The organism is Rathayibacter sp. VKM Ac-2760 (genome assembly GCF_009834185.1).
Lineage (GTDB): Bacteria > Actinomycetota > Actinomycetes > Actinomycetales > Microbacteriaceae > Rathayibacter.
The window spans coordinates 2,896,466-2,916,808 of sequence record NZ_CP047173.1 but is presented as its reverse complement, the minus strand read 5'-3'; the positions used below and the strand labels follow the sequence as shown (position 1 = coordinate 2,916,808).

Sequence of the window (20,343 nt, the reverse complement as noted above, 5' to 3'; positions counted from 1 at the left end):
TCGCGGATACCGCCCGCGGAATGCGGCGGGGATTAGTCTGGGCGGATGAGACTCGGCCGGTCCCGCCGCACGTCCGGCGCCCGCGACGCCGTCCGTCCCACGGCGCCTCCCGCTGCCGCTCCGCCGTCCCGCCCGCTCGACCCGGACGCCGCCTTCGTGAGCACCGGGATGCGGATCGCCGGGGCCTGGGCCTGGCGGATCCTCGTGGTGGCCGCCGCGCTCGCCGTGCTCGGCCTGCTGGTGATCGAGCTGCGGCTGATCGTCATCCCGCTGCTGCTCGCGATCGTCATCGCGGCCCTGCTCGTGCCGTTCTCGATGTTCCTGCAGCGCCACCACTGGCCCAAGTGGCTCGCGATCGTGGTCGCCGAGCTCGGCATCGTCCTCGTGATCGGCGGGCTGCTCTTCCTCGTCGTCACGCAGGTCTACTCCGGCTTCGACGACCTCAGCCGCCAGACGGTGCAGTCCTACGACGATCTGAAGACCTGGCTGCTCGAGGGCCCGCTGCACCTCACCGAGACCGACATCAACCAGTACGCGCAGCAGGCGCTCGCCGCGGTGCAGCAGGACTCGGGCGTGCTGGTCAGTGGCGCCCTCAGCGTCGGCTCGACGGTCGGGCACGTGCTCACCGGCGTGCTGCTGACGCTGTTCTCGACGCTCTTCATCCTGATCGACGGTCCGAACATCTGGCGCTGGGTCGTCCGGCTCTTCCCGCACCGCGCGCGCAGCGCCGTGGACGGGGCGGGGCGCGCGGGCTGGATCACGCTGACCAACTTCGTGAAGGTGCAGATCCTCGTCGCCTTCGTCGACGCCGTCGGCATCGGGCTCGGCTCGTTCCTGCTGGGCGTCCCGCTCGCGATCCCGATCGGCGTGCTCGTCTTCCTCGGCTCGTTCGTGCCGGTGATCGGCGCGGTCGTCACCGGGGCGCTCGCCGTCTTCATCGCGCTGGTCTACAACGGACCGGTCATCGCGCTGATCCTGCTGATCGTCGTCCTCGGCGTGCAGCAGCTGGAGGGGCACATCCTCCAGCCCCTGATCATGGGCTCCGCCGTCAAGGTGCACCCGCTCGCCGTCGTCCTCGCGGTCGCCGGCGGCTCGATCGTCGCGGGCATCGCCGGCGCGTTCTTCGCGGTCCCCGTGGTCGCGACCCTCAACGTCATGGTCAACTACGTCGCGAGCGGAGCCTGGCGCTCGCCGACCCGAACCCCCGAGAGAGTTGCCGAAGAGCATGCAGACTAGCCGCGTCGTCGGACCGACCCTGAGCGAGTTCGAGGCGGCCCGAACCGTCCTCGCCCCCGTGATCGCGAACACCCCGATGGAGACGAGCACGTTCCTCGCCGAGGTGCTCGGCTCGCCCGTGTTCCTCAAGTGCGAGAACCTGCAGCGCACCGGGTCGTACAAGATCCGCGGCGCCGTCTTCCGGCTCTCGCACCTCACCCCCGAGGAGCGGGAGCGCGGAGTCGTCGCCGCCTCGGCCGGCAACCACGCCCAGGGCGTCGCCTTCGCCGCGCGCGAGCTCGGCATCAAGGCGACCATCTTCATGCCGATCGGCGTCGCGCTGCCCAAGCTCGCGGCGACCCGCGACTACGGCGCGGAGGTGGTGCTCAGCGGGCACATCTTCAACGAGGCCCTCGCCGCCGCGGCCGAGTTCGCCGAGAGCACCGGTGCCGTCTTCATCCCGCCCTACGACCACCCCGACGTCATCACGGGCCAGGGCACCATCGGCCTGGAGATCCTCGAGCAGGCGCCCGGCGTCGAGACGCTCGTCGTCCCGATCGGCGGCGGCGGGCTCATCGCCGGCGTCGCGTCGGCCGCGAAGCAGAAGGCCGCCCAGGAGGGTCGCACCCTGCGCGTCATCGGCGTCCAGGCGGCGAACGCCGCGCCGTATCCGCTGTCACTGGCGGCCGGCGAGCCGATCGCCATCACGATCTCGCCCACCATCGCCGACGGCATCGCGGTCGCGAAGCCCGGGCAGCTCAACTTCGAGATCATCCGCGAGGTCGTCGACGAGGTCGTCACCGTCGAGGACGACGATACCGCCCGGGCGCTTCTGGTGCTGCTGGAGCGCGCGAAGCTGGTCGTCGAGCCGGCCGGAGCGGTCGGCATCGCCGCGATCCTCACCGGCAAGATCCGGGACGCGGGCCGCACCGCGGTCATCCTCTCCGGCGGCAACATCGACCCGCTGATGATGGAGCGGGTGATCAGCCGGGGCCTCGCCGCCTCCGAGCGCTACCTCAAGATGAGCATCGGACTGCCGGACCGGCCGGGCCAGCTCGCGCGGATCGCCGACCTGATCTCGGAGGCGAACGCCAACGTCGTCGAGGTGCTGCACACCCGGCACGGCCGCGGCCTGCAGATCAGCGAGGTCGAGCTCGAGATCAGCGTCGAGACCCGCGGCCCCGAGCACGCCGACCGCGTCCTCCAGGTCCTCCGCGACGCCGGCTACAGCCCCCGTCTGTCACGCGGCTAGCCCGGCACCTCCGCGAGATGCCACTTGTGACGCTTCGACACGGCGTGTCGAGCGCACAAGTGGCATCTCGCGGAGTGCGTCAGCGCTGAGGCTCAGTGGCCGTTCCACGTTTCGACGTCGACGACCTTCACCGTGATGCTGCGGCCGTTGGGGGCCTCGAAGGTGGTGGAGTCGCCGACCTTCAGGCCCATGATCGCGCCGCCGAGCGGGCTCTGCGGGCTGTAGACGTCGAGGTCGCTCTCGCCGGCCATCTCGCGGTTGCCGAGGAGGAAGCGCGACTCGTCGCCGGCGATCTCGGCCGTGATGATCGTGCCCGCCTCGACCACGCCGTGGCTCTCGGGCGGCGTGCCGATCTCGGCCTCGCGCAGCAGAGCGGTCAGCTGGCGGATGCGCGCCTCGATCTTGCCCTGCTCGTCCTTCGCGGCGTGGTAGCCGCCGTTCTCCTTGAGGTCGCCCTCCTCGCGGGCGACCTCGATGCGCTTGGCGATCTCGAGGCGTCCGTTGGTGGACAGCTCGGTGTGCTCCGCCTGAAGGCGGTCGTACGACTCCTGGGTCATCCAGGTGACCTGAGGCTGGTCGGCCATGGTGGGCTCCTCACAGGACGGCCGCGCGCGACCGACGGTGCTGTCGGGCGCCTGGCCCGTCGACCGGATCGACCGAGGGCGTGCGGCGGGGGAAAAGAACAAGGCCCCGACGAGTCCGTCAGGGCACCCGGACACCCTACGGGAGCCAGCAGGAGGAGATCAAACCTGTCGTGGCCAGCTCCGTGGTGCGGACCGTCTCGGTGAAGGAGCGGAAGCGCTCGGTCGACGCGGGGTACTCGACGACCAGCCAGCCGACCACGGCGGACTGCTCGTTCAGCGCCTGCACGGCGCAGGCCGCGTCGCGTCCGGTCGGGACGGTCAGGTCGAAGGACACCTGCACCGTGCGGTCGTCGACGACGACGTGCGCCGTGTCCTGCACGTCGACGCCGTCGCGGGCGCCGTCGAGCCCGGCCCAGATCACCCAGGCCGCGAAGACGGCGACGAAGGCGACGGCGACGAGGGCGAAGAGGCGCCGGTCGCCGCGGCGGCTGCGCGGCGTGCGGCCGTAGCGGGAGGCGAGGGGACCGGCGGAGCGGACGGCGCCCGGGTCGAGGGCGGGGTCGCTCGCGCGCTCGTCGCTCTCGGACGTTCGGGCGGCCACGGAACTCCCTGGGGTGAAGCGACTATTCTGGCGGGTGACGTGCGCCGGTGGAAACCGTGCGACGCCCCCATTAAACCCCGACGAATCGAGCGATCGTGTCCCAGGCCGTCCAGGTCTCCGCAGATTCAGAGGCGCCTGCCGCTGCGGCACCGCGCGAGGTCCCGCGCCTGCTCGCCGTGCACGCCCACCCGGACGACGAGTCCAGCAAGGGCGCGGCGACGCTCGCCTCCTACGCCGACCGCGGCGCGGAGGTCATGGTCGTCTCCTGCACCGGCGGCGAGGCCGGGTCGATCCTCAACGAGGCCCTCTCCGCGCGTGCGCACGCCGAGCGCGACATGGGCGGCCTCCGCCGCTACGAGATGGCCGCGGCCCGGGAGGCGCTCGGCGTCGAGCACACCTGGCTCGGCTTCGTCGACTCGGGCATGCCCGAGGACGGCGCGGTCGCCGCGGACTCCTTCGCCGGCCTGCCGCTCGCCACCGCCTCCGCCCCGCTGGTGCGACTGGTGCGCCGGTTCCGCCCGCACGTGATCATCAGCTACGACGAGAACGGCGGCTACCCGCACCCCGACCACATCCGTGCGCACCAGGTCGCCGTCGAGGCGTTCCGGGCCGCGGGCGAGGCGACGGAGTACCCCGGTCTCGGCGCCCCCTGGTCGGTCTCGAAGCTCTACTACGACCGCGTCTTCACCTCGCAGAAGCTGCGCGCGATCGCCGAGCACATCCGGGCGATCGACCCGGAGGACCCGCTGCTCGCCTCCTTCGAGGAGATGAAGCGCTGGAACGAGGAGACGCCCTACCTCGCCACCACGAAGATCGTCGTCTCGGGCTTCCACGACCGCCGCGACGCGGCCCTGCTGGCGCACGCGAGCCAGGTCGCTCCGGACAACAAGTTCTTCTTCCTGCCGCACTCGGCCATCGACGCCGCCTGGCCGACCGACGACTTCCAGCTCGTGCAGAGCCGTGTCGACGCGCCGACGCCCGAGACCGACCTCTTCGCGGGGATCGACGTCGCGCTGCCGGATGACGCCGCACCGGCCGCCACCACCGTCTCCGAGGAGCAGACCGCATGATCGCCGCGACCGTGCTCGAGGCCGCCCAGTACGCTCTGATCCGCGCCGCCGAGGCGACCCCCGTCCCCACCACCCCGCCCGAGTTCAACGAGGACACGGTCACGCCCGGCCTCTTCGGCTTCGTCACGATGTTCGTGATCGCGCTGGCCGCCGTCTTCCTCGCGCTCGACATGGTCCGCCGGGTCCGCCGGACGACCTACCGCGCGCAGGTCAACGAGCAGCTCGACGCCGAGGAGCACGAGAGCGCGGAGGGCCCGGCCGGCCGCTAGGCGGTCGCGCCGCGGTCAGCCGACGTTGTACGTCGGGTGCAGGCAGACGATCAGCGCCGCCGTCCAGTGGCAGAGGAACGCCACCGCGGTGAGCGCGTGGAAGATCTCGTGGAAGCCGAAGACCCCGGGCACCGGGTTCGGCCGCTTGAGCCCGTAGATCACCGCGCCGACGGTGTAGCAGAGGCCGCCGACGAGGACGAGCACCATCATCGCCGCGCTCGCCTCGAACAGCGGGCCGAGGTACATCACGGCGGCCCAGCCCAGGAGCAGGTAGAGCGGCACGTAGAGCCAGCGCGGTGCCGAGATCCAGAACACGCGGAAGCCGATCCCGAGCAGCGCCCCCGCCCAGACCAGCACGAGCAGCAGCGTGCCCTGCGAGGGCGGCAGGGCGAGCGCGGCGAGCGGCGTGTAGGTGCCCGCGATGAGCAGGAAGATGTTCGCGTGGTCGATCCGCTTGAGGATGATCTTCGTCCGCGGCGACCAGTCGAAGCGGTGGTAGAGCGCGGAGTTGCCGAAGAGCAGCAGCGACGACGCCGCGAACACGGTGGCCGCCCACTTCGCCGGAGCGCCGTCCGCGAGCGTCACCAGGACGATCCCGGCGGCGATCGCCAGCGGGAACAGCCCGGCGTGGATCCAGCCGCGCCAGGTGGGCCGCGTCTCGGTCGCCGGTCCGTGCGCGATCTCGTCCTCGACGAGCGGGAGTGCGGGCAGCGACGCGCCGGCCGCGTCGTCCCGGGCCACGGCGCGCGCATCCGGATCGGGGGTGGGGGAGGTCGGCCGGTGGCTCATAGGCACGAGGATACGACCCGCCGCCGCGGGGCGACCGGGAGAGCCGGATCGGCCGGGGGAACGGCCGGGGTCCGCTACGGCGGCGCGGATTCGACTACCGTGGCACCGTGCCGAAGCCGAGACTGCCTGTGGGAAGGGACCTCCTCTACGGCGTCTACAAGAAGCGCCTGCGGTCGAGTCTCGAGGGTGCCGCGCTGCCGAACCACGTCGCGATGATCATCGACGGGAACCGCCGGTGGGCCCGCCAGCGGGCGCTCGAGACGGCGGCGCACGGGCACCGCGCGGGCGCGGCGAAGGTGCACGAGTTCCTGCAGTGGTGCGACGAGCTCGGCGTCCGGCACGTCACCCTCTACCTGCTCTCGCAGGACAACCTCGTCGGCCGGGAGAGCTCCGAGCTGACCGAGCTGATCGCGATCATCGCCGACCTCGCCGCGGAGGTCTCGCAGCAGCCGGAGTGGCGGGTGCAGCACGTCGGCTCGGACGACGGACTGCCCGAATCGCTGGTCTCGGCCCTCGACTGCGCGGAGGAGCGCACCGCCGCGCACACCGGGCTGCACGTGAACCTCGCGGTGGGCTACGGCGGCCGCCACGAGATCGCTCAGGCGGTCCGGAGCATCCTCGACGAGCACGGCAAGCGCGGCTCGTCGATCGAGGACGTCGCGGAGCTGCTCACGCCCGAGCTGATCGGCGAGCACCTCTACACGAGCGGCCAGCCCGATCCGGACCTGGTGATCCGCACCTCGGGCGAGCAGCGGCTCTCCGACTTCATGCTCTGGCAGAGCGCGCACAGCGAGTTCTACTTCATGGAGGCGCTCGGCCCGGACATCCGCGAGGTCGACTTCCTCCGCGCGCTGCGCGATTACGCCGGTCGGCACCGCCGCTTCGGCAGCTGAGCCGCCCTCCTGCGCGCGCTGTTCACATAGCCGTTACACGTTCGTCTCGGCAAGAACCACACGGCTGTCATTTCCGGGGTTAGGTTCGGATCATCAGGTGACGCACCTGGTCGAGTCGGCCACACAAGTACGACTCGATGACTGCCAGTGAAGGAACTGCGCGGTGCCGAGACGCACCACCGGCCGACTCGAATCCTCTGAAGTGAGTCGGGGGCTCCGGCCCCCGGAATGTGGAGAGTCGACGTGACAGTTCCCCAGGGTACGGATCCGCAGAACGGCACGCAGGGCGCGGTCCACCGCCGCGCACAGCACGGCTCCTCGGATCGCACCGAGCAGCTCCAGCGCACCTACGTCCTCGACACCTCGGTGCTGCTGTCGGATCCCTCCTCGATGTTCCGCTTCGCGGAGCACGCCGTCGTCCTGCCGATCGTCGTGATCAGCGAGCTCGAGGGCAAGCGCAACGACCCCGAGATCGGCTACTTCGCCCGCCAGGCGCTGCGCAATCTCGACGAGCTGCGGGTCAAGCACGAGCGGCTCGACTTCCCGATCCGGGTCGGCCGGGGCGGGACCCTCCGCGTCGAGCTCAACCACTCGAACATGTCGGTCCTCCCCAGCGGGCTGCAGCTCGGCGACAACGACTCGCGGATCCTCGCCGTCGCGATGAACCTGCAGAGCGAGGGCGCCCTCGTCACCGTCGTGTCGAAGGACATGCCGATGCGCGTGAAGGCCGCGTCGATCGGCCTCGCCGCCGAGGAGTACCTGGCCGAGCTCGCCCCCGAGTCCGGCTGGACCGGCATGGACGACGTCACCCTCGCCGGCGACCAGATGAGCGAGCTCTACGATCGCGAGCGGCTCTTCACCGACGAGGTCGCCGACATCCCGATCAACACCGGCCTCGTCGTGCACTCGGACCGCGGCTCCGCGCTCGCCCGGGTGACCGGCAAGCGCCAGATCGCGCTGGTGCGCGGCGACAGGGACGTCTTCGGCCTGCACGGCCGCTCGGCCGAGCAGCGGCTCGCGATCGACCTGCTGCTCGACCAGGAGGTGGGCATCGTCTCGCTCGGCGGCCGGGCCGGCACCGGCAAGTCGGCGCTCGCGCTCTGCGCGGGCCTCGAGGCCGTGCTGGAGAAGCGCCAGCACAAGAAGATCATGGTGTTCCGGCCGCTCTACGCGGTCGGCGGCCAGGACCTCGGCTTCCTGCCCGGCGACGCGGCGGAGAAGATGAACCCGTGGGCGCAGGCGGTCTTCGACACCCTCGGCGCGCTGGTCTCGCAGAACGTGCTCGACGAGGTGATCGAGCGCGGGATGCTCGAGGTGCTGCCGCTGACGCACATCCGCGGGCGCTCGCTGCACGACGCCTTCGTGATCGTCGACGAGGCGCAGTCGCTCGAGCGCAACGTGCTGCTGACGGTGCTGTCCCGGGTCGGCCAGAACTCGCGGGTGGTGCTCACCCACGACGTCGCGCAGCGGGACAACCTGCGGGTCGGCCGCTACGACGGCGTCGCCTCGGTGATCGAGACACTGAAGGGGCACCCGCTGTTCGCGCACGTCACGCTGACCCGCTCGGAGCGCTCGGCGATCGCGGCGCTCGTCACCGAGATGCTGGAGTCGAACGAGTCGGCCTGAGTCCCGAGCGACCTCCGGTCATCTCCGGCTCGCGGAATCGGCTCCGGCTCGCCGGAATCACCTGTTCCCGCGAGCCGGAGGTGTTTTCACGAGCCGGAGGTGTTCTCACGAGCCGGAGGTGCTTCGGCGCCGACGTGCTCGGGGGCTGCGGCGCGTAGCGTGGGGCGGGTGAGCATCCTCGACGACGCGCTCCTCGAGCGCTTCCGCCTCCGCGCGGCCGGCTACGACGAGCGCAACGTCTTCTTCACCGAGGACCTCGAGGAGCTGCGGGCCGCCGGCTACCTGACGATGCTCGTCCCGGAGGAGCTCGGCGGCGGCGGCCTCGGTCTCGAGCAGGCGACGGCCGAGCACACCCGGCTGGCCACCGCGGCGCCCGCGACGGCGCTGGCGACCACGATGCACCTGGTCTGGACGGGCATCGCGAAGGCGTTGCGCGCCCGCGGCGACTCCTCGCTCGAGCACGTCCTCGTCGACGCGGCGGCCGGGCACGTCTTCGCCTTCGGCAACAGCGAGCCCGGCAACGATCTCGTGCTCTCCGACTCCCTCACCCGGGCCGAGCCGCTGGGCGACGGCGGCTACCGCTTCACCGGCACCAAGATCTTCACCTCGCTCTCGCCGGCCTGGACGCGACTCGGGGTCTTCGGCCGCGACGACAGCGGGCCCGAGCCGCGGCTCGTGCACGGCTTCGTCGACCGGCCGTCGCCGGACGCGCCGGTGCCCGGGCTCACCGTGCACGACGACTGGGACACCCTCGGCATGCGCGCCACCCAGAGCCGCACGACGGTGCTCGACGGCGTCGAGGTGCCGGCGGCGCGGATGTTCCGCTCGCTGCCCGTCGGCCCCACCGCCGATCCGCTCGTCTTCGCGATCTTCGCCGATTTCGAGCTGCTGATCGCCTCGGTCTACCTCGGAGTCGCCCAGCGCGCCCTCGAGCTCGGCGTGGCATCAGCGCGGAAGCGGACGTCGCTGCGGGCCGGCGGGCGGCCGCTGGCCGAGGACCCGGACATCCGCTGGCGCCTCGCCGACGCCGCGATCCTGCTCGACGGGCTCCGGGCGCCGCTCGCGAGCGCGGCGGCCGACGTCGACGCGCTGGTGGACCGCGGGGCGGCCTGGTTCCCCTCGCTCGTCGGGGTGAAGATCCGGACGACCGAGGCGGCGCTGCGCATCGTCGAGAGCGCCGTCCGCGTCTCGGGCGGTTCGTCCTACCGCCGCGACTCCGAGCTGTCGCGGCTCTACCGTGACGTGCTCGCCGGACTCTTCCATCCGTCCGACGACGAGTCCGCGCACGGGCTCTTCGCGAACGCCCTGCTCGGGCCGGTGCCGCCCCGCGACTGACGCGCGAGCCTGTGGAGAACTCCGGCGGCCCGGTCTCGATCCGCTCTAGGGTCGGCGGATGCAGCGGGCCGGCGATCTCCTGGCCGCCCTCACCGGGGCGGTCCTGCTCGGTGCGGTCGCCCTCAGGCGGACCGCGCCGCCCGCCGCGACGGTCGTCGTCCTCGTCGTCGCCGCGGTGACGGTGCCGCTCGTCGTCGCCGATGTGCGCGAGCGACGGCTGCCGAACGTGCTGACCGCGCCGATCCTGCTGGTCGCCTGCGCGTCGGCGGGCGGCGACGCGCTGAGCGGCCGGATGCCGGCGTCTCTGCCGGCCGTGCTCGCGACGGCGCTCGCTCTCGAGGTGCTGCATCTCGCGGGCGGGCTGGGGAGGGGCGACGTGAAGCTCGGCGCGGCGCTGGCCGCTCCGCTGGCGGCGATCGATCCGGTGCTCGCCCTGGCGGGACCGGTGCTGGCCTTCGTCCTCGCGGGGGCGTGGAGTCTGCCGGCGGTCCTCAGCGGCGGCGGGGCGGCGCGGATCCCGTTCGGGCCGTTCCAGCTCGCGGCGTTCTGGCTCGTGCTCGCCCTGGTCTGAGCGGCCGGCTCCGAGTGCTGGCCGCGGGGGCGGTGGAGGTGTAGACCGGGACGGAGAGCGAGGAGGCCCGCGGTGGCGGACGTGACAGGGGACCGGGGCGGGGCGGCGCCCGAGCGCACGACCTGCGTGATCGTGGGCGGTGGGCCGGCGGGGCTCGTGCTCGGGCTGCTGCTGGCGCGGGGCGGGGTCGAGGTGACGGTGCTGGAGAAGCACGCCGACTTCCTCCGCGATTTCCGCGGTGACACCGTGCACCCGACCACGCTGGGGCTGCTCGAGGACCTCGGGCTGCTCGGCCGGTTCGAGGCGATCCCGCACTCGCGGGTCGAGCGGGTGACGATCCCCGACCGCGGCGGTCGCGGCCTCGTGCTCGCCGACTTCGGGCGGCTGCCGCTGCGCCATCCGTACGTCGCGATGGTGCCGCAGTGGGATCTGCTGGCGCTGCTCGCCGAGGCGGCGGGGGAGGAGCGCGGGTTCACGCTCCGCACCGAGCACGAGGCGACCGGGGTGATCCGCGAGGGAGGGCGGATCAGCGGGGTCGAGTACCGCTCGCCTACGGGGAGTGGTCGCCTCCGCGCGGACCTGGTCGTCGCCTGCGACGGACGTTGGTCGGCCGTGCGGCGCTCGGCCGGGCTGGCGGTGCGCTCGCTGCCGGTCGGCTTCGACGTGTGGTGGTACCGCATCCCGACGCAGCACCCGGTCGGCGAGTCGCTCCTGCCCCGGATCGGCCGGGGCCGGGTGGCGATCGCCATCCCGCGCCGCGGCTACCTCCAGGTGGCGCGGCTGGGGCCCAAGGGCACCGATCGAGCGGTGCGGGAGCGGGGGATCGAGGCGTTCCGGGCGGAGGCGGCGCAGCAGCTCCCCGAGGTCGCCGCGGACGTGGCGAGGATCGCCTCGATGGACGAGGTGAAGCACCTCGACGTCCGGCTCGAGCGGCTGCCGCGCTGGCACGAGCCCGGGCTGCTCTGCCTCGGTGACGCGGCGCACGCGATGTCACCGGTCGGCGGGGTGGGCATCAACCTGGCGGTGCAGGACGCGGTGGCGGCGGCGCGGCTGCTGGCCGGGCCGCTGCGGCGCGGGGTGCTGCGGACGGCGGCCGGCGACTGCCTGCTGGCGCGGGTGCAGCGGCGGCGGGCGCTGCCGGCGGTGCTGATCCAGTCCCTGCAGCGGGTGCTGCACGCGCGGCTGATCATGCCGGCGCTGGCCGGACGGCTCGCCGGGCCGCCGCGGGCGCTGGCGGTGCTGCCGGCTGCTGCCGGGGCTCGCGGTGGTGCCGGCGGCGGTGGTGGGCGTCGGGCCGCGGCCCGAGCGCGTGCCGTCGTGGGCGCGGCGAGCGGCGACGCCGTGAGCTGGAGTGCCGGTGAGGGTGGGTCTCGATACGCGCCTGCGGCGCTACTCGACCAGCAGGTGGCGGCGACGCCCGACCGCCAGCTGCCTGCTGATCGAGTGGCCCGCGGAGCGGGCGTCTCGAGATCCGGGGTGGGCGGGGGTCAGCCCGGGCGGGTCATCGACATGACGTCGAGGGCGCTGTCGAGCTGCGCCTCCGTCACCTCGCCGCGCTCGACGAAGCCGAGGTCGACGACCGACTCGCGCACGGTGATGCCCTTGGCGACCGAGTTCTTCGCGACCTTGGCGGCGGCCTCGTAGCCGATGACCTTGTTCAGCGGCGTGACGATCGAGGGCGACGACTCCGCCAGCGCTCGCGCGCGCTCCACGTTCGCCTCGAGGCCGTCGATCGTCTTGTCGGCGAGCAGCGTCGCGGACGCGGCGAGCAGGCGGATCGACTCCAGCAGAGCCGTGCCCATCACGGGGATGGCGACGTTGAGCTCGAAGGCGCCGGACGCGCCGGCCCAGGCGATCGTCGCGTCGTTGCCGATCACGCGGGCGCAGACCATCAGCACGGCCTCCGGGATGACCGGGTTGACCTTGCCGGGCATGATCGACGAGCCGGGCTGGAGGTCCGGGATGCTGAGCTCGCCGAGCCCCGTGTTCGGGCCCGAGCCCATCCAGCGCAGGTCGTTGTTGATCTTGGTGAGGCTGACCGCGAGCACGCGCAGCGCACCCGAGGCCTCGACCAGCGAGTCGCGCGCGCCCTGGGCCTCGAAGTGGTTGCGGGCCTCCGTGACGGGGAGCCCGGTCTCCTCCGCGAGGCGGGCGATGACCTTCGCCGGGAAGCCGGCCGGCGTGTTGATGCCGGTGCCGACGGCGGTGCCGCCGAGCGGGACCTCCGCGACGCGGGGGAGGGCGGACTGCACGCGCTCGATGCCGAGGCGGATCTGCGCGGCGTAGCCGCCGAACTCCTGGCCGAGGGTGACGGGCGTGGCGTCCATCAGGTGGGTGCGGCCGGCCTTGACGACCTCGGCCCACAGCTCGGCCTTGGTCTCGAGCGACTCGGCCAGGCGCTCGAGCGAGGGGATCAGGTCCTCGATCAGCGCGCCGGTCACGGCGACGTGCACCGAGGTCGGGAAGACGTCGTTCGAGGACTGCGACGCGTTGACGTGGTCGTTCGGGTGCACCGTGCGGCCGAGCGCGGTGGTGGCGAGGGTGGCGAGCACCTCGTTCATGTTCATGTTCGACGAGGTGCCCGAGCCGGTCTGGTAGACGTCGATCGGGAAGTGCTCGTCGTAGCCGCCGCCGACGATCAGGTCGGCCGCGTCGGCGATGGAGCGCGCGATCTCGTCGTCCAGCACGCCGAGCTCGGCGTTGACGAGGGCCGCGGCCTTCTTGATCCGGGCGAGCGCCGCGATCTGGGCCGGCTCGAGGCCCGCCCCCGAGATCGGGAAGTTCTCGACCGCGCGCTGCGTCTGCGCGGCGTAGAGCGCGTCGCGCGGGACGCGCACCTCGCCCATCGTGTCGTGCTCGATGCGGAAGTCGCCGGAGTCGGAGGCGCCGGAGTCGGTCGGGGAGGTGTCCACCACGCTGTGTTCGTCCTGTTCTGTTCGGTTCATCGGTTCGGTGAGGTCTGGTCGGTCGTCCGGCCGATTACTCGGCGTCGGGAGCGGTCGAGACGCTCTGGAGCGGGCTGGAGGTGCGCTCCTGCTCCGAGCGGTAGGGGCTGAGCTGCGGGGGGTCGATGCCGAGGACCACGTCGGAGTCGACGGTGCCGTCGGCGAGTCGGTAGTTGGCGCCGACGACGGCGAGCTCGCCCGCGGCCACCGCGTCGGCGATGAGCGGGGAGCGCTGCAGCAGCTCGGCGACCGTGTCGCGGAGGTGCTCGCGGCCGACCGCGAGAGCGTCGGTCGTCGACGGGTCGACGAGCACCCGGCCGTCGGGCTGCGGGCCGACGATGCGGCGCACCGCGGGGATGATCGGCTCGATCAGGTGCTCGATGTGCGGGGGGAGCCGCTCGGCGCCGGGCGCCTGCGACTGGATCGCGGCCTTGACCGCTCCGCACTCGTCGTGGCCGAGGACGAGGATCAGCTTGACGCCGAGCACGGCCACGCCGTACTCGAGGGAGCCGATGATCGAGTCGGCGATGACCTGGCCGGCGTTGCGGACGACGAAGAGGTCGCCGAGGCCGAGGTCGAAGATGATCTCGGCGGCCAGCCGGCTGTCGCTGCAGCCGAAGAGCGCCGCGAGCGGCTTCTGCTCGGCGGCGAGCTCGTTGCGGCGCTCGACGTCCTGGCGGGGGTGCCGCGGCTCACCGGCGACGAAGCGCTGGTTGCCGCGGAGCATCTCCTTCCACACCCACGACGGCGGGCGCGACTCGCGCGCGACGGCGATGCTCTGCGGCACCTCGTGCTGGGGACTCGACGGATCGAAGCTCAACGGGACTCCTCCTGGCCGATCTGCGGGGTGATGGCGTCGACGACCTGGCGGATCTCCTCCGTCGGGGCCGTGCCGTAGACGAGGTAGGTGCTGCCACCGGCCGTCGTCTCGAGAGCGTAGGGGGTGTTGCCGGTGTCGCCGGCGCCCTCGCGGTGGTCGTAGACCGTCCACTCGCGGCCGTCGATCTGCTCGACGCCGGTGGCGGCGGCGCTGTCGAGCTGGCCGGAGACCCAGCGCTCGTCGGCGTCGAAGCCCTGGCTGATGCCGATGTAGCCGTTCTTCGGCGTGATCAGGCCGACGTACCAGTACTCGACGCCGCCGTCCTCGCGCAGCTCGGCCGCGTTCGAGGACCAGGAGTCGGGCAGGTCGGGCGCGGCGAGCGTCTCGCTCTCGCCGAGCTGGAACTGGGCGGCGACCGCCGGCACGTCGACCGGGTCGCGGACGGTGCCCTCGCCGCGCGGGACGATCAGCACGATCAGCGCGACGGCGCCGACGGTCGCGAGCAGCGAGAAGACGAGGTTGTTGACGGTCTTGCGCTGGCGGTAGAGCCGGGAGTTCTCGGCCTTGCGCGCGGCGGTCTCGGCGGCCGTCTCGGGCCGGCCGAGCTCGGCGACGACGCGCGGCGGCTTCTCGCGGCTCATCCGTTGCTCGATCCGCCGGCGCCGGATCCGCCCGAGCGCGCGGCGTCGAGCCGGGCGCGGGCGCCGATCAGCCACTCCTCGCAGCGGGCCGCGAGCGCCTCGCCGCGCTCCCAGAGGGCGAGCGAGCGCTCGAGCGTGGAGCTGCCCTGCTCGAGCTCGGAGACGACGCGGACGAGCTCGTCGCGCGCCTGCTCGTAGCTGAAGCCGGAGACGTCGGTCTCGCCGGAGGGGACGGGGTCGCTCGACTGCACAGCGGGGGAGTCGGTGCGGGCGTCGGCCATGGGGGTGATCCTATCGATGGGGGCTGCGAGGAGGGCGCGGGGCGGCGGGAGCCGGGCGGGTCAGCCGCGGCCCGCGGGATCGGCCGCGGGGCCGGTCGAGCGAGCGGCGACGGCGCCCTCGGCGAGGGTGAGGACGAGCGCCTCGCCCTCGGCGGCGTCGGCCGGCGCGCGGACGACGTGGCCCGCGGCGTTCTGCACGATCGCGTAGCCGCGGTCGAGGGTGTGCTGCGGCGAGAGGGCGCGCAGGTGCCCGTGCAGGCGCTCGACCTCGAGCTGCGCGCGCTCGATCCGCCGCTCGACCAGCTCGGCGCCCCGGGCGACCCAGCGGGTCAGCTCCTCGGAGCGCTGATCGACGAGCACCCGCGGCTGCGCGAGGACCGGCCGCGAGCGCAGCTGCGAGAGCCGGTCGACCTCGTGCGAGACGAGCCCGCTGACCCGCGTGGTCATCCGCAGCCGCGCCTGCTGCACGCGGAGCAGCTCGTCGGAGACGTCCGGGACGACCCGCTTCGCCGCGTCGGTCGGCGTGGACGCGCGGAGGTCCGCGACGTCGTCGAGCAGCGGGCGGTCGGCCTCGTGCCCGATGGCGCTGACGACGGGGGTGGCGCAGGCGGCGACCGCGCGGACGAGGGACTCGTCGCTGAAGCCGAGCAGATTCTGGAAGTCGCCGCCGCCGCGGGCGATCACGATGACGTCGATGCTCGGATCGGCGTCGAGGGTGCGCAGGGCGGAGGTGACCTCGGACACCGTGCGCTCGCCCTGCACGGCGGCGTGCACGACGCGGAAGCGGACGGCCGGCCAGCGCAGCTGGGCGTTGCGGAGGACGTCCTTCTCGGCGTCGGAGTCCCTGCCGGTGATCAGGCCGATGCCGTGCGGGAGGAAGGGGAGCCGCTTCTTGCGCGCGGGCTCGAACAGCCCCTCGGAGGCGAGCTGCCGGCGCAGCCGCTCCAGCTTCTCGAGCAGATCGCCGAGCCCGACGTGCCGCATCTCGAACACTTGCATCGAGAGCGTGCCGCCCTTGACCCAGTAGTTCGGCTTGACCAGCGCGATCACGCGGTCGCCCTGCTTGAGGTCGGCGGGCAGCCTCGCCCGGACGGACGACCAGACGGTGAAGCCGACGGTCGCGTCACCGGACAGGTCCTTGAGCTTGCCGTAGACGTTGCCGCCCGAGACGCCCCACTGGGTGATCTCGCCCTCGACCCACGCCGTGCCGAGACGCTCGATCCAGCCCTTGATCTTGCTCGCGAGCAGACCGACCGGCCAGGGTGCATCGGCGGTGGGAGGGGCGTCTGTCATCGGAGCCTTCGCTGGAGCGGGCGGGCGGGGGAGCGGGTGGCGAACCCGCGACGACCACGGTACGGGATGCCTCCGACACCTCGGCGGTGGCGTCGTCGAGACGCGCGTGGAGGCGCTCGCCGGCCGCTCGGCAGCGGATCCGACCCTTCCGCGGGGAGCACAGGATGCACCGCGTAGAATCGCCGGGTGAGTGAAGCCCCGATCAGCCTGCCCATGCCGCGCATGCCCCGCGCTACCGGGCGCCTGCGCGACGAGCCCGTCGCCGGTGCCAAGCGGGTGCTCCTCGCCGCTCCCCGCGGCTACTGCGCCGGCGTCGACCGCGCGGTCGTCGCCGTCGAGAAGGCGATCGAGCACTACGGCGCCCCCGTCTACGTGCGCAAGCAGATCGTGCACAACGTGCACGTCGTCTCCACGCTCGAGAGCCAGGGCGCGATCTTCGTCGAGGAGGTCGACGAGGTCCCCGAGGGCTCGCACATCGTCTTCAGCGCCCACGGCGTCTCGCCGGCGGTCGTGCAGAGTGCGGCCGACCGCAATCTGCAGGCGATCGACGCGACCTGCCCGCTGGTCACCAAGGTGCACCGCGAGGCCGTGCGCTTCGCCCGCGACGACTTCGAGATCCTCCTGATCGGCCACGAGGGCCACGAGGAGGTCGAGGGCACCGCGGGGGAGGCTCCTGATCACGTGACCCTGGTCGGCAGCCCCGACGACGTGCCGAACATCGTGGTGAAGGACCCGGACAAGGTCGTCTGGCTGTCGCAGACCACGCTCTCGGTCGACGAGACGATGGAGACGGTGCGCCGCCTCCGCGAGCGCTTCCCCAACCTGCAGGACCCGCCGAGCGACGACATCTGCTACGCCACCCAGAACCGCCAGGTCGCGATCAAGAAGGTCGCCGAGCACGCCGAGCTGGTCATCGTCGTCGGCTCCGCCAACTCGTCCAACTCGGTCCGCCTCGTCGAGGTCGCGCTCGAGTACGGCGCCAAGGCCGCCTACCGGATCGACTACTCCAGCGAGATCAAGCAGGAGTGGCTGGACGGCATCCGCACCGTCGGCGTCACCAGCGGCGCCTCGGTGCCCGAGGTCCTCGTGCGCGAGGTGCTCGACGACCTCGCCGCCGCCGGCTACGGCGATGTCGAGGAGGTCAAGACGGCGGAGGAGGACTTGATGTTCTCGCTGCCCAAGGAGCTGCGCAAGGACGTCGCCGGCAAGCGCGACGCCCGCGGCGCCGGCGGACGCGTGAGCGCCCCCGTCCGCGCCTGACGCTCCGCGCGCCTGACGCTCCGCGCGCCCGACGCGAAGAAGGCCGCCGCTCCCGAGGGAGGGCGGCCTTCTCGCGTGAGCGGGTGTCGGCGCTAGACGTCCGTGCCGGTCCCGGCGGACATCCGCGAGACGTAGTCGGCGAAGGTCGGGTCGCCGAGGATCGCGATGGCCGCGACCGTCAGCGAGAGCACGATCGTCGCGACGATGCCAAGGATCGGCACCAGCACGGCGCGCTTGCCGGCCCGCAGTCGGCGGATCGAGATCCAGACCGCGAAGGCCACGATCAGCGCCTGCGCGAGAGCGACGACCAGCCCGAGGGTGCGGGCGAGCTCGGGCGAGGCGTAGGTGCCGATGCCCTGGCTCGTGTAGAGCTCGGAGAGGGTGGTCGCGAAGCTCGACGGATCGAGCAGCGTCGGCACGGCGAAGAAGACGCCGAGCGCCAGCAGGATGATCGTGATCAGCCGGTCGACGGGGTGCGCCACGGTCTTCGCGGCCGGGGCGGTCGCGGGCCGCGGATCCGACTCGGACCCCCGCGGGTCCGGGACGACGACCGCGTCCTCCGGAGGCGTCCACGACCAGCCGGGCGGCGCGTACTCGCCGTACTGCGGTTCCGGGCGCGGGGAGCCGCTCGGCTGGTCGTGTGCGTTCGTCACGGAGCGGTGCCCTACTTGCCGGAGTGGCCGGCGGAGCCGAGCTGGCGGGTCGCCTCGGCGACGCGGACGGCCATGGCGGTCTCGGCGATCTTGCCCCACGAGCGCGGGTCGTAGACCTTCTTGTTGCCGACCTCGCCGTCGACCTTGAGGAAGCCGTCGTAGTTCTTCAGCACCGTGTCGGCGACCGAGCGGCTGAAGGCGTACTGGGTGTCCGTGTCGATGTTCATCTTGACGACGCCGTTGCGGACCGCCTCGGCGATCTCCTCGTCGGTCGAGCCGGAGCCGCCGTGGAAGACGAGGTCGAGCGGGAGCGCCTCGGTGCCGTACTTCTTCTGCAGGCCGTCCTGGATCTCGCGGAGGAGCTCGGGGCGCAGGCGCACGTTGCCGGGCTTGTAGACGCCGTGCACGTTGCCGAAGGTCAGCGCCGCCATGTAGCGGCCCTGCTCGCCGAAGCCGAGGGCCTCGACGGTCGCGATCGCGTCGTCGAGCGTCGTGTAGAGGTGCTCGTTGATGTCGTGCGAGACGCCGTCCTCCTCGCCGCCGACGACGCCGATCTCGACCTCGAGGATCGCGTTGATCGCCTTCACGCGCGGCAGGATCTCCTGCGCGATCTTCAGGTTCTCGTCGAGGGGCACGGCCGAGCCGTCCCACATGTGCGACTGGAAGAGCGGCTCGCGACCGGCCTTGACCTCCTCCTCGGAGGCGGCGATCAGCGGGTAGACGAAGCCGTCGAGCGCGTTCTGCGGGCAGTGGTCGGTGTGCAGGGCGACGGTGACCGGGTAGTTCTTGGCGACCTCGGTGGCGAACTTCGCGAAGGCGATCGCTCCGGCGGCGCGGTTCTTCACCGTGTGGCCGGCGAAGTAGTCGGCGCCTCCGGTGGTCACCTGGATGATGCCGTCCGAGCCGGCCTCGGACAGGCCCTGGAGCACGGAGTTGATGGTCTGCGAGGAGGAGACGTTGAACGCGGGGTACGCGAACCCGCCCTTCTTCGCCTTGTCGAGCATCTCTGCGTACTGGTCCGGGGTAGCGACGGGCATGGCATCTCCTTTGACGGATGAACGGGAGGGGGTCGGGCGAGGCCCGCGTCGGCGTCGAGTCTAGCGAGGCGGCTCCGGGGCTTCCCCCGGCCGCGGGGCACGCCTCCGATAGACTCCGCCCTGGGATGGGGATCCGCTCCGCGGGTCCTGCGACGACGCCGTCTGCACGAACTCGAACGCGAAGGACTCCGCGCTGTGACCGAAATCGACCACGACTCGCTCTACCTCCACCCGGACCGCAACCTCGGCATGGAGCTCGTCCGAGCCACCGAGGCCGCGGCGATCCGCGCCGTCCCCTTCATCGGCAAGGGCGACAAGAACGCCGCCGACGGCGCCGCCGTCGACGCCATGCGCACCTTCCTCGGCACCGTCAACTTCGACGGGGTCGTCGTCATCGGCGAGGGCGAGAAGGACAACGCGCCGATGCTCTACAACGGCGAGCACGTCGGCAACGGCTCCGGCCCGGCCGCGGACATCGCGGTCGACCCGATCGACGGCACCTCGCTCACCGCGGCCGGCCGGCAGAACGCGCTGTCGATGATCGCCGTCGCCGACCGCGGCGCGATGTTCGACCCGTCGGCCGTGTTCTACATGGAGAAGATCGTCACCGGGCCGGAGGGCGTCGGGATCATCGACATCCAGCGGCCGATCGGCGAGAACATCCGCGCGCTCGCCCGGGCGAAGCGCAAGCCCGTCGACGAGATGCGCATCGCGGTGCTCGACCGGCCGCGGCACGCGCAGCTGATCGACGACATCCGCGCCGCCGGCGCCGGGACGCGGCTGCTGCTCGACGGCGACGTCGCGGGCGGCATCAACGCCGCCCGGCACGACTCGCGGGTCGACATGTGCGTCGGCACCGGAGGGACGCCCGAGGGCATCATCACCGCCTGCGCCATCCGCGCGCTGGGCGGCGTCATCCAGGGCATCCTCCGCCCGAAGGACGACGACGAGCGCCAGCGCGCGATCGACGCCGGCCACGACCTCGACCGGGTGCTGCACGCGAACGACCTGGTCCGCAGCGACAACACCTACTTCGTCGCCACCGGCGTGACCAACGGCGGCCTGGTGAAGGGCGTCCGCAAGGAGGGCCACATCATCACCACCGAGTCGATCGTGCTGCGCTCGCGCTCCGGCACGATCCGCCGCGTGACGGCCCAGCACCTCGCGGAGAAGTGGGTCTAGGGAGTCCCTCCTCCTTGCTGGTCGAG

At 72.3% G+C, this 20,343-nt stretch carries 19 protein-coding genes and 2 pseudogenes; 11 read left to right on the top strand and 10 right to left on the bottom strand.

All coding sequences use genetic code 11. From position 1 onward, the window contains the following. Positions 1 to 45: 45 nt before the first annotated feature. Together GSU72_RS13215 and ilvA are read left to right on the top strand one after the other, a co-directional pair. On the top strand, positions 46 to 1,236 hold the full coding sequence (locus GSU72_RS13215) for an AI-2E family transporter (protein WP_159985485.1): 1,191 nt from the start codon (positions 46 to 48) through the stop codon (positions 1,234 to 1,236). Then, a complete protein-coding gene (gene ilvA, locus GSU72_RS13210; protein WP_159985484.1) occupies positions 1,226 to 2,467 on the top strand; it encodes a threonine ammonia-lyase in 1,242 nt (413 codons plus the stop codon). The genes GSU72_RS13215 and ilvA overlap by 11 nt, the downstream gene beginning before the upstream one ends. 92 nt (positions 2,468 to 2,559) lie before the next feature. Here the strand turns inward: ilvA and greA are convergent, their stop codons facing one another. Continuing rightward, a complete protein-coding gene (gene greA / locus GSU72_RS13205) occupies positions 2,560 to 3,051 on the bottom strand; it encodes a transcription elongation factor GreA (RefSeq protein ID WP_159985483.1) in 492 nt (163 codons plus the stop codon). A 136-nt stretch (positions 3,052 to 3,187) separates the two neighbouring features. Next, positions 3,188 to 3,652, bottom strand: coding sequence for a DUF4307 domain-containing protein (locus GSU72_RS13200; RefSeq protein WP_159985482.1), 465 nt, complete (start codon positions 3,650 to 3,652; stop codon positions 3,188 to 3,190). 95 nt (positions 3,653 to 3,747) lie between these two features. Here GSU72_RS13200 and mca point away from each other — a divergent pair, with 95 nt between their 5' ends. Then, positions 3,748 to 4,722: a mycothiol conjugate amidase Mca gene (mca, locus tag GSU72_RS13195; protein WP_348272758.1), complete on the top strand. Its 975-nt coding sequence runs from the start codon at positions 3,748 to 3,750 to the stop codon at positions 4,720 to 4,722. Further along, entirely contained in the window at positions 4,719 to 4,991 is a 273-nt protein-coding gene (locus GSU72_RS13190; protein ID WP_159985481.1) for a hypothetical protein, read from the top strand. Before mca ends, GSU72_RS13190 begins: the two co-directional genes overlap by 4 nt. Positions 4,992 to 5,006: 15 nt before the next feature. On the opposite strand, the gene GSU72_RS13185 is transcribed toward GSU72_RS13190, so the two are convergent. After that, positions 5,007 to 5,780, bottom strand: a complete 774-nt coding sequence (locus GSU72_RS13185) for a hemolysin III family protein (RefSeq protein WP_159985480.1) — start codon at positions 5,778 to 5,780, stop codon at positions 5,007 to 5,009. A gap of 107 nt (positions 5,781 to 5,887) precedes the next feature. On the opposite strand from GSU72_RS13185, the gene GSU72_RS13180 reads away from it, so the two are divergent. The 5 genes and pseudogenes from GSU72_RS13180 to GSU72_RS13160 form a co-directional block, all read left to right on the top strand. Beyond that, positions 5,888 to 6,673, top strand: coding sequence for an isoprenyl transferase (locus GSU72_RS13180; RefSeq protein ID WP_159985479.1), 786 nt, complete (start codon positions 5,888 to 5,890; stop codon positions 6,671 to 6,673). 243 nt (positions 6,674 to 6,916) lie between these two features. Further along, complete coding sequence (locus GSU72_RS13175; protein WP_244255806.1) at positions 6,917 to 8,299, top strand: PhoH family protein; 1,383 nt, start codon at positions 6,917 to 6,919, stop codon at positions 8,297 to 8,299. A 159-nt stretch (positions 8,300 to 8,458) separates the two neighbouring features. Continuing rightward, a complete protein-coding gene (locus GSU72_RS13170; protein ID WP_159985477.1) occupies positions 8,459 to 9,634 on the top strand; it encodes an acyl-CoA dehydrogenase in 1,176 nt (391 codons plus the stop codon). A 58-nt stretch (positions 9,635 to 9,692) separates the two neighbouring features. Beyond that, positions 9,693 to 10,205, top strand: coding sequence for a prepilin peptidase (locus GSU72_RS13165; RefSeq protein ID WP_159985476.1), 513 nt, complete (start codon positions 9,693 to 9,695; stop codon positions 10,203 to 10,205). A gap of 72 nt (positions 10,206 to 10,277) precedes the next feature. After that, positions 10,278 to 11,381: pseudogene (locus GSU72_RS13160) on the top strand (FAD-dependent oxidoreductase); the annotation flags it as partial. A gap of 311 nt (positions 11,382 to 11,692) precedes the next feature. Here the strand turns inward: GSU72_RS13160 and GSU72_RS13155 are convergent. The 5 genes and pseudogenes from GSU72_RS13155 to xseA all read right to left on the bottom strand — a co-directional run. Then, positions 11,693 to 13,051, bottom strand: coding sequence for a class II fumarate hydratase (locus GSU72_RS13155; protein WP_244256127.1), 1,359 nt, complete (start codon positions 13,049 to 13,051; stop codon positions 11,693 to 11,695). 133 nt (positions 13,052 to 13,184) lie between these two features. Further along, a complete protein-coding gene (locus tag GSU72_RS13150; RefSeq protein ID WP_159986817.1) occupies positions 13,185 to 13,877 on the bottom strand; it encodes a carbonic anhydrase in 693 nt (230 codons plus the stop codon). Positions 13,878 to 13,966: 89 nt separating this feature from the next. Beyond that, positions 13,967 to 14,611, bottom strand: coding sequence for a DUF4245 domain-containing protein (locus GSU72_RS13145; protein ID WP_159985474.1), 645 nt, complete (start codon positions 14,609 to 14,611; stop codon positions 13,967 to 13,969). Beyond that, on the bottom strand, positions 14,608 to 14,892 hold the full coding sequence (locus GSU72_RS13140; RefSeq protein ID WP_244255805.1) for an exodeoxyribonuclease VII small subunit: 285 nt from the start codon (positions 14,890 to 14,892) through the stop codon (positions 14,608 to 14,610). The genes GSU72_RS13145 and GSU72_RS13140 overlap by 4 nt, the downstream gene beginning before the upstream one ends. A gap of 14 nt (positions 14,893 to 14,906) precedes the next feature. Beyond that, positions 14,907 to 16,185: pseudogene (xseA, locus tag GSU72_RS13135) on the bottom strand (exodeoxyribonuclease VII large subunit); the annotation flags it as partial. Positions 16,186 to 16,398: 213 nt separating this feature from the next. Between xseA and GSU72_RS13130 the strand changes: the two are divergent. Beyond that, positions 16,399 to 17,445: a 4-hydroxy-3-methylbut-2-enyl diphosphate reductase gene (locus tag GSU72_RS13130; RefSeq protein ID WP_159986815.1), complete on the top strand. Its 1,047-nt coding sequence runs from the start codon at positions 16,399 to 16,401 to the stop codon at positions 17,443 to 17,445. 92 nt (positions 17,446 to 17,537) lie between these two features. Here GSU72_RS13130 and GSU72_RS13125 read toward each other — a convergent pair whose 3' ends face one another. Together GSU72_RS13125 and fbaA are read right to left on the bottom strand one after the other, a co-directional pair. After that, positions 17,538 to 18,098 (bottom strand): DUF6264 family protein, encoded by a 561-nt coding sequence (locus tag GSU72_RS13125; protein ID WP_159985472.1) that lies wholly within the window; start codon positions 18,096 to 18,098, stop codon positions 17,538 to 17,540. Positions 18,099 to 18,109: 11 nt separating this feature from the next. Further along, the gene (fbaA, locus tag GSU72_RS13120) at positions 18,110 to 19,135 is read right to left on the bottom strand and encodes a class II fructose-bisphosphate aldolase (protein WP_159985471.1); all 1,026 of its coding nucleotides are present in this window, start codon (positions 19,133 to 19,135) and stop codon (positions 18,110 to 18,112) included. Between the two features lie 249 nt (positions 19,136 to 19,384). On the opposite strand from fbaA, the gene glpX reads away from it, so the two are divergent. Then, positions 19,385 to 20,317: a class II fructose-bisphosphatase gene (glpX, locus tag GSU72_RS13115; RefSeq protein ID WP_123704712.1), complete on the top strand. Its 933-nt coding sequence runs from the start codon at positions 19,385 to 19,387 to the stop codon at positions 20,315 to 20,317. Positions 20,318 to 20,343: the final 26 nt, after the last annotated feature.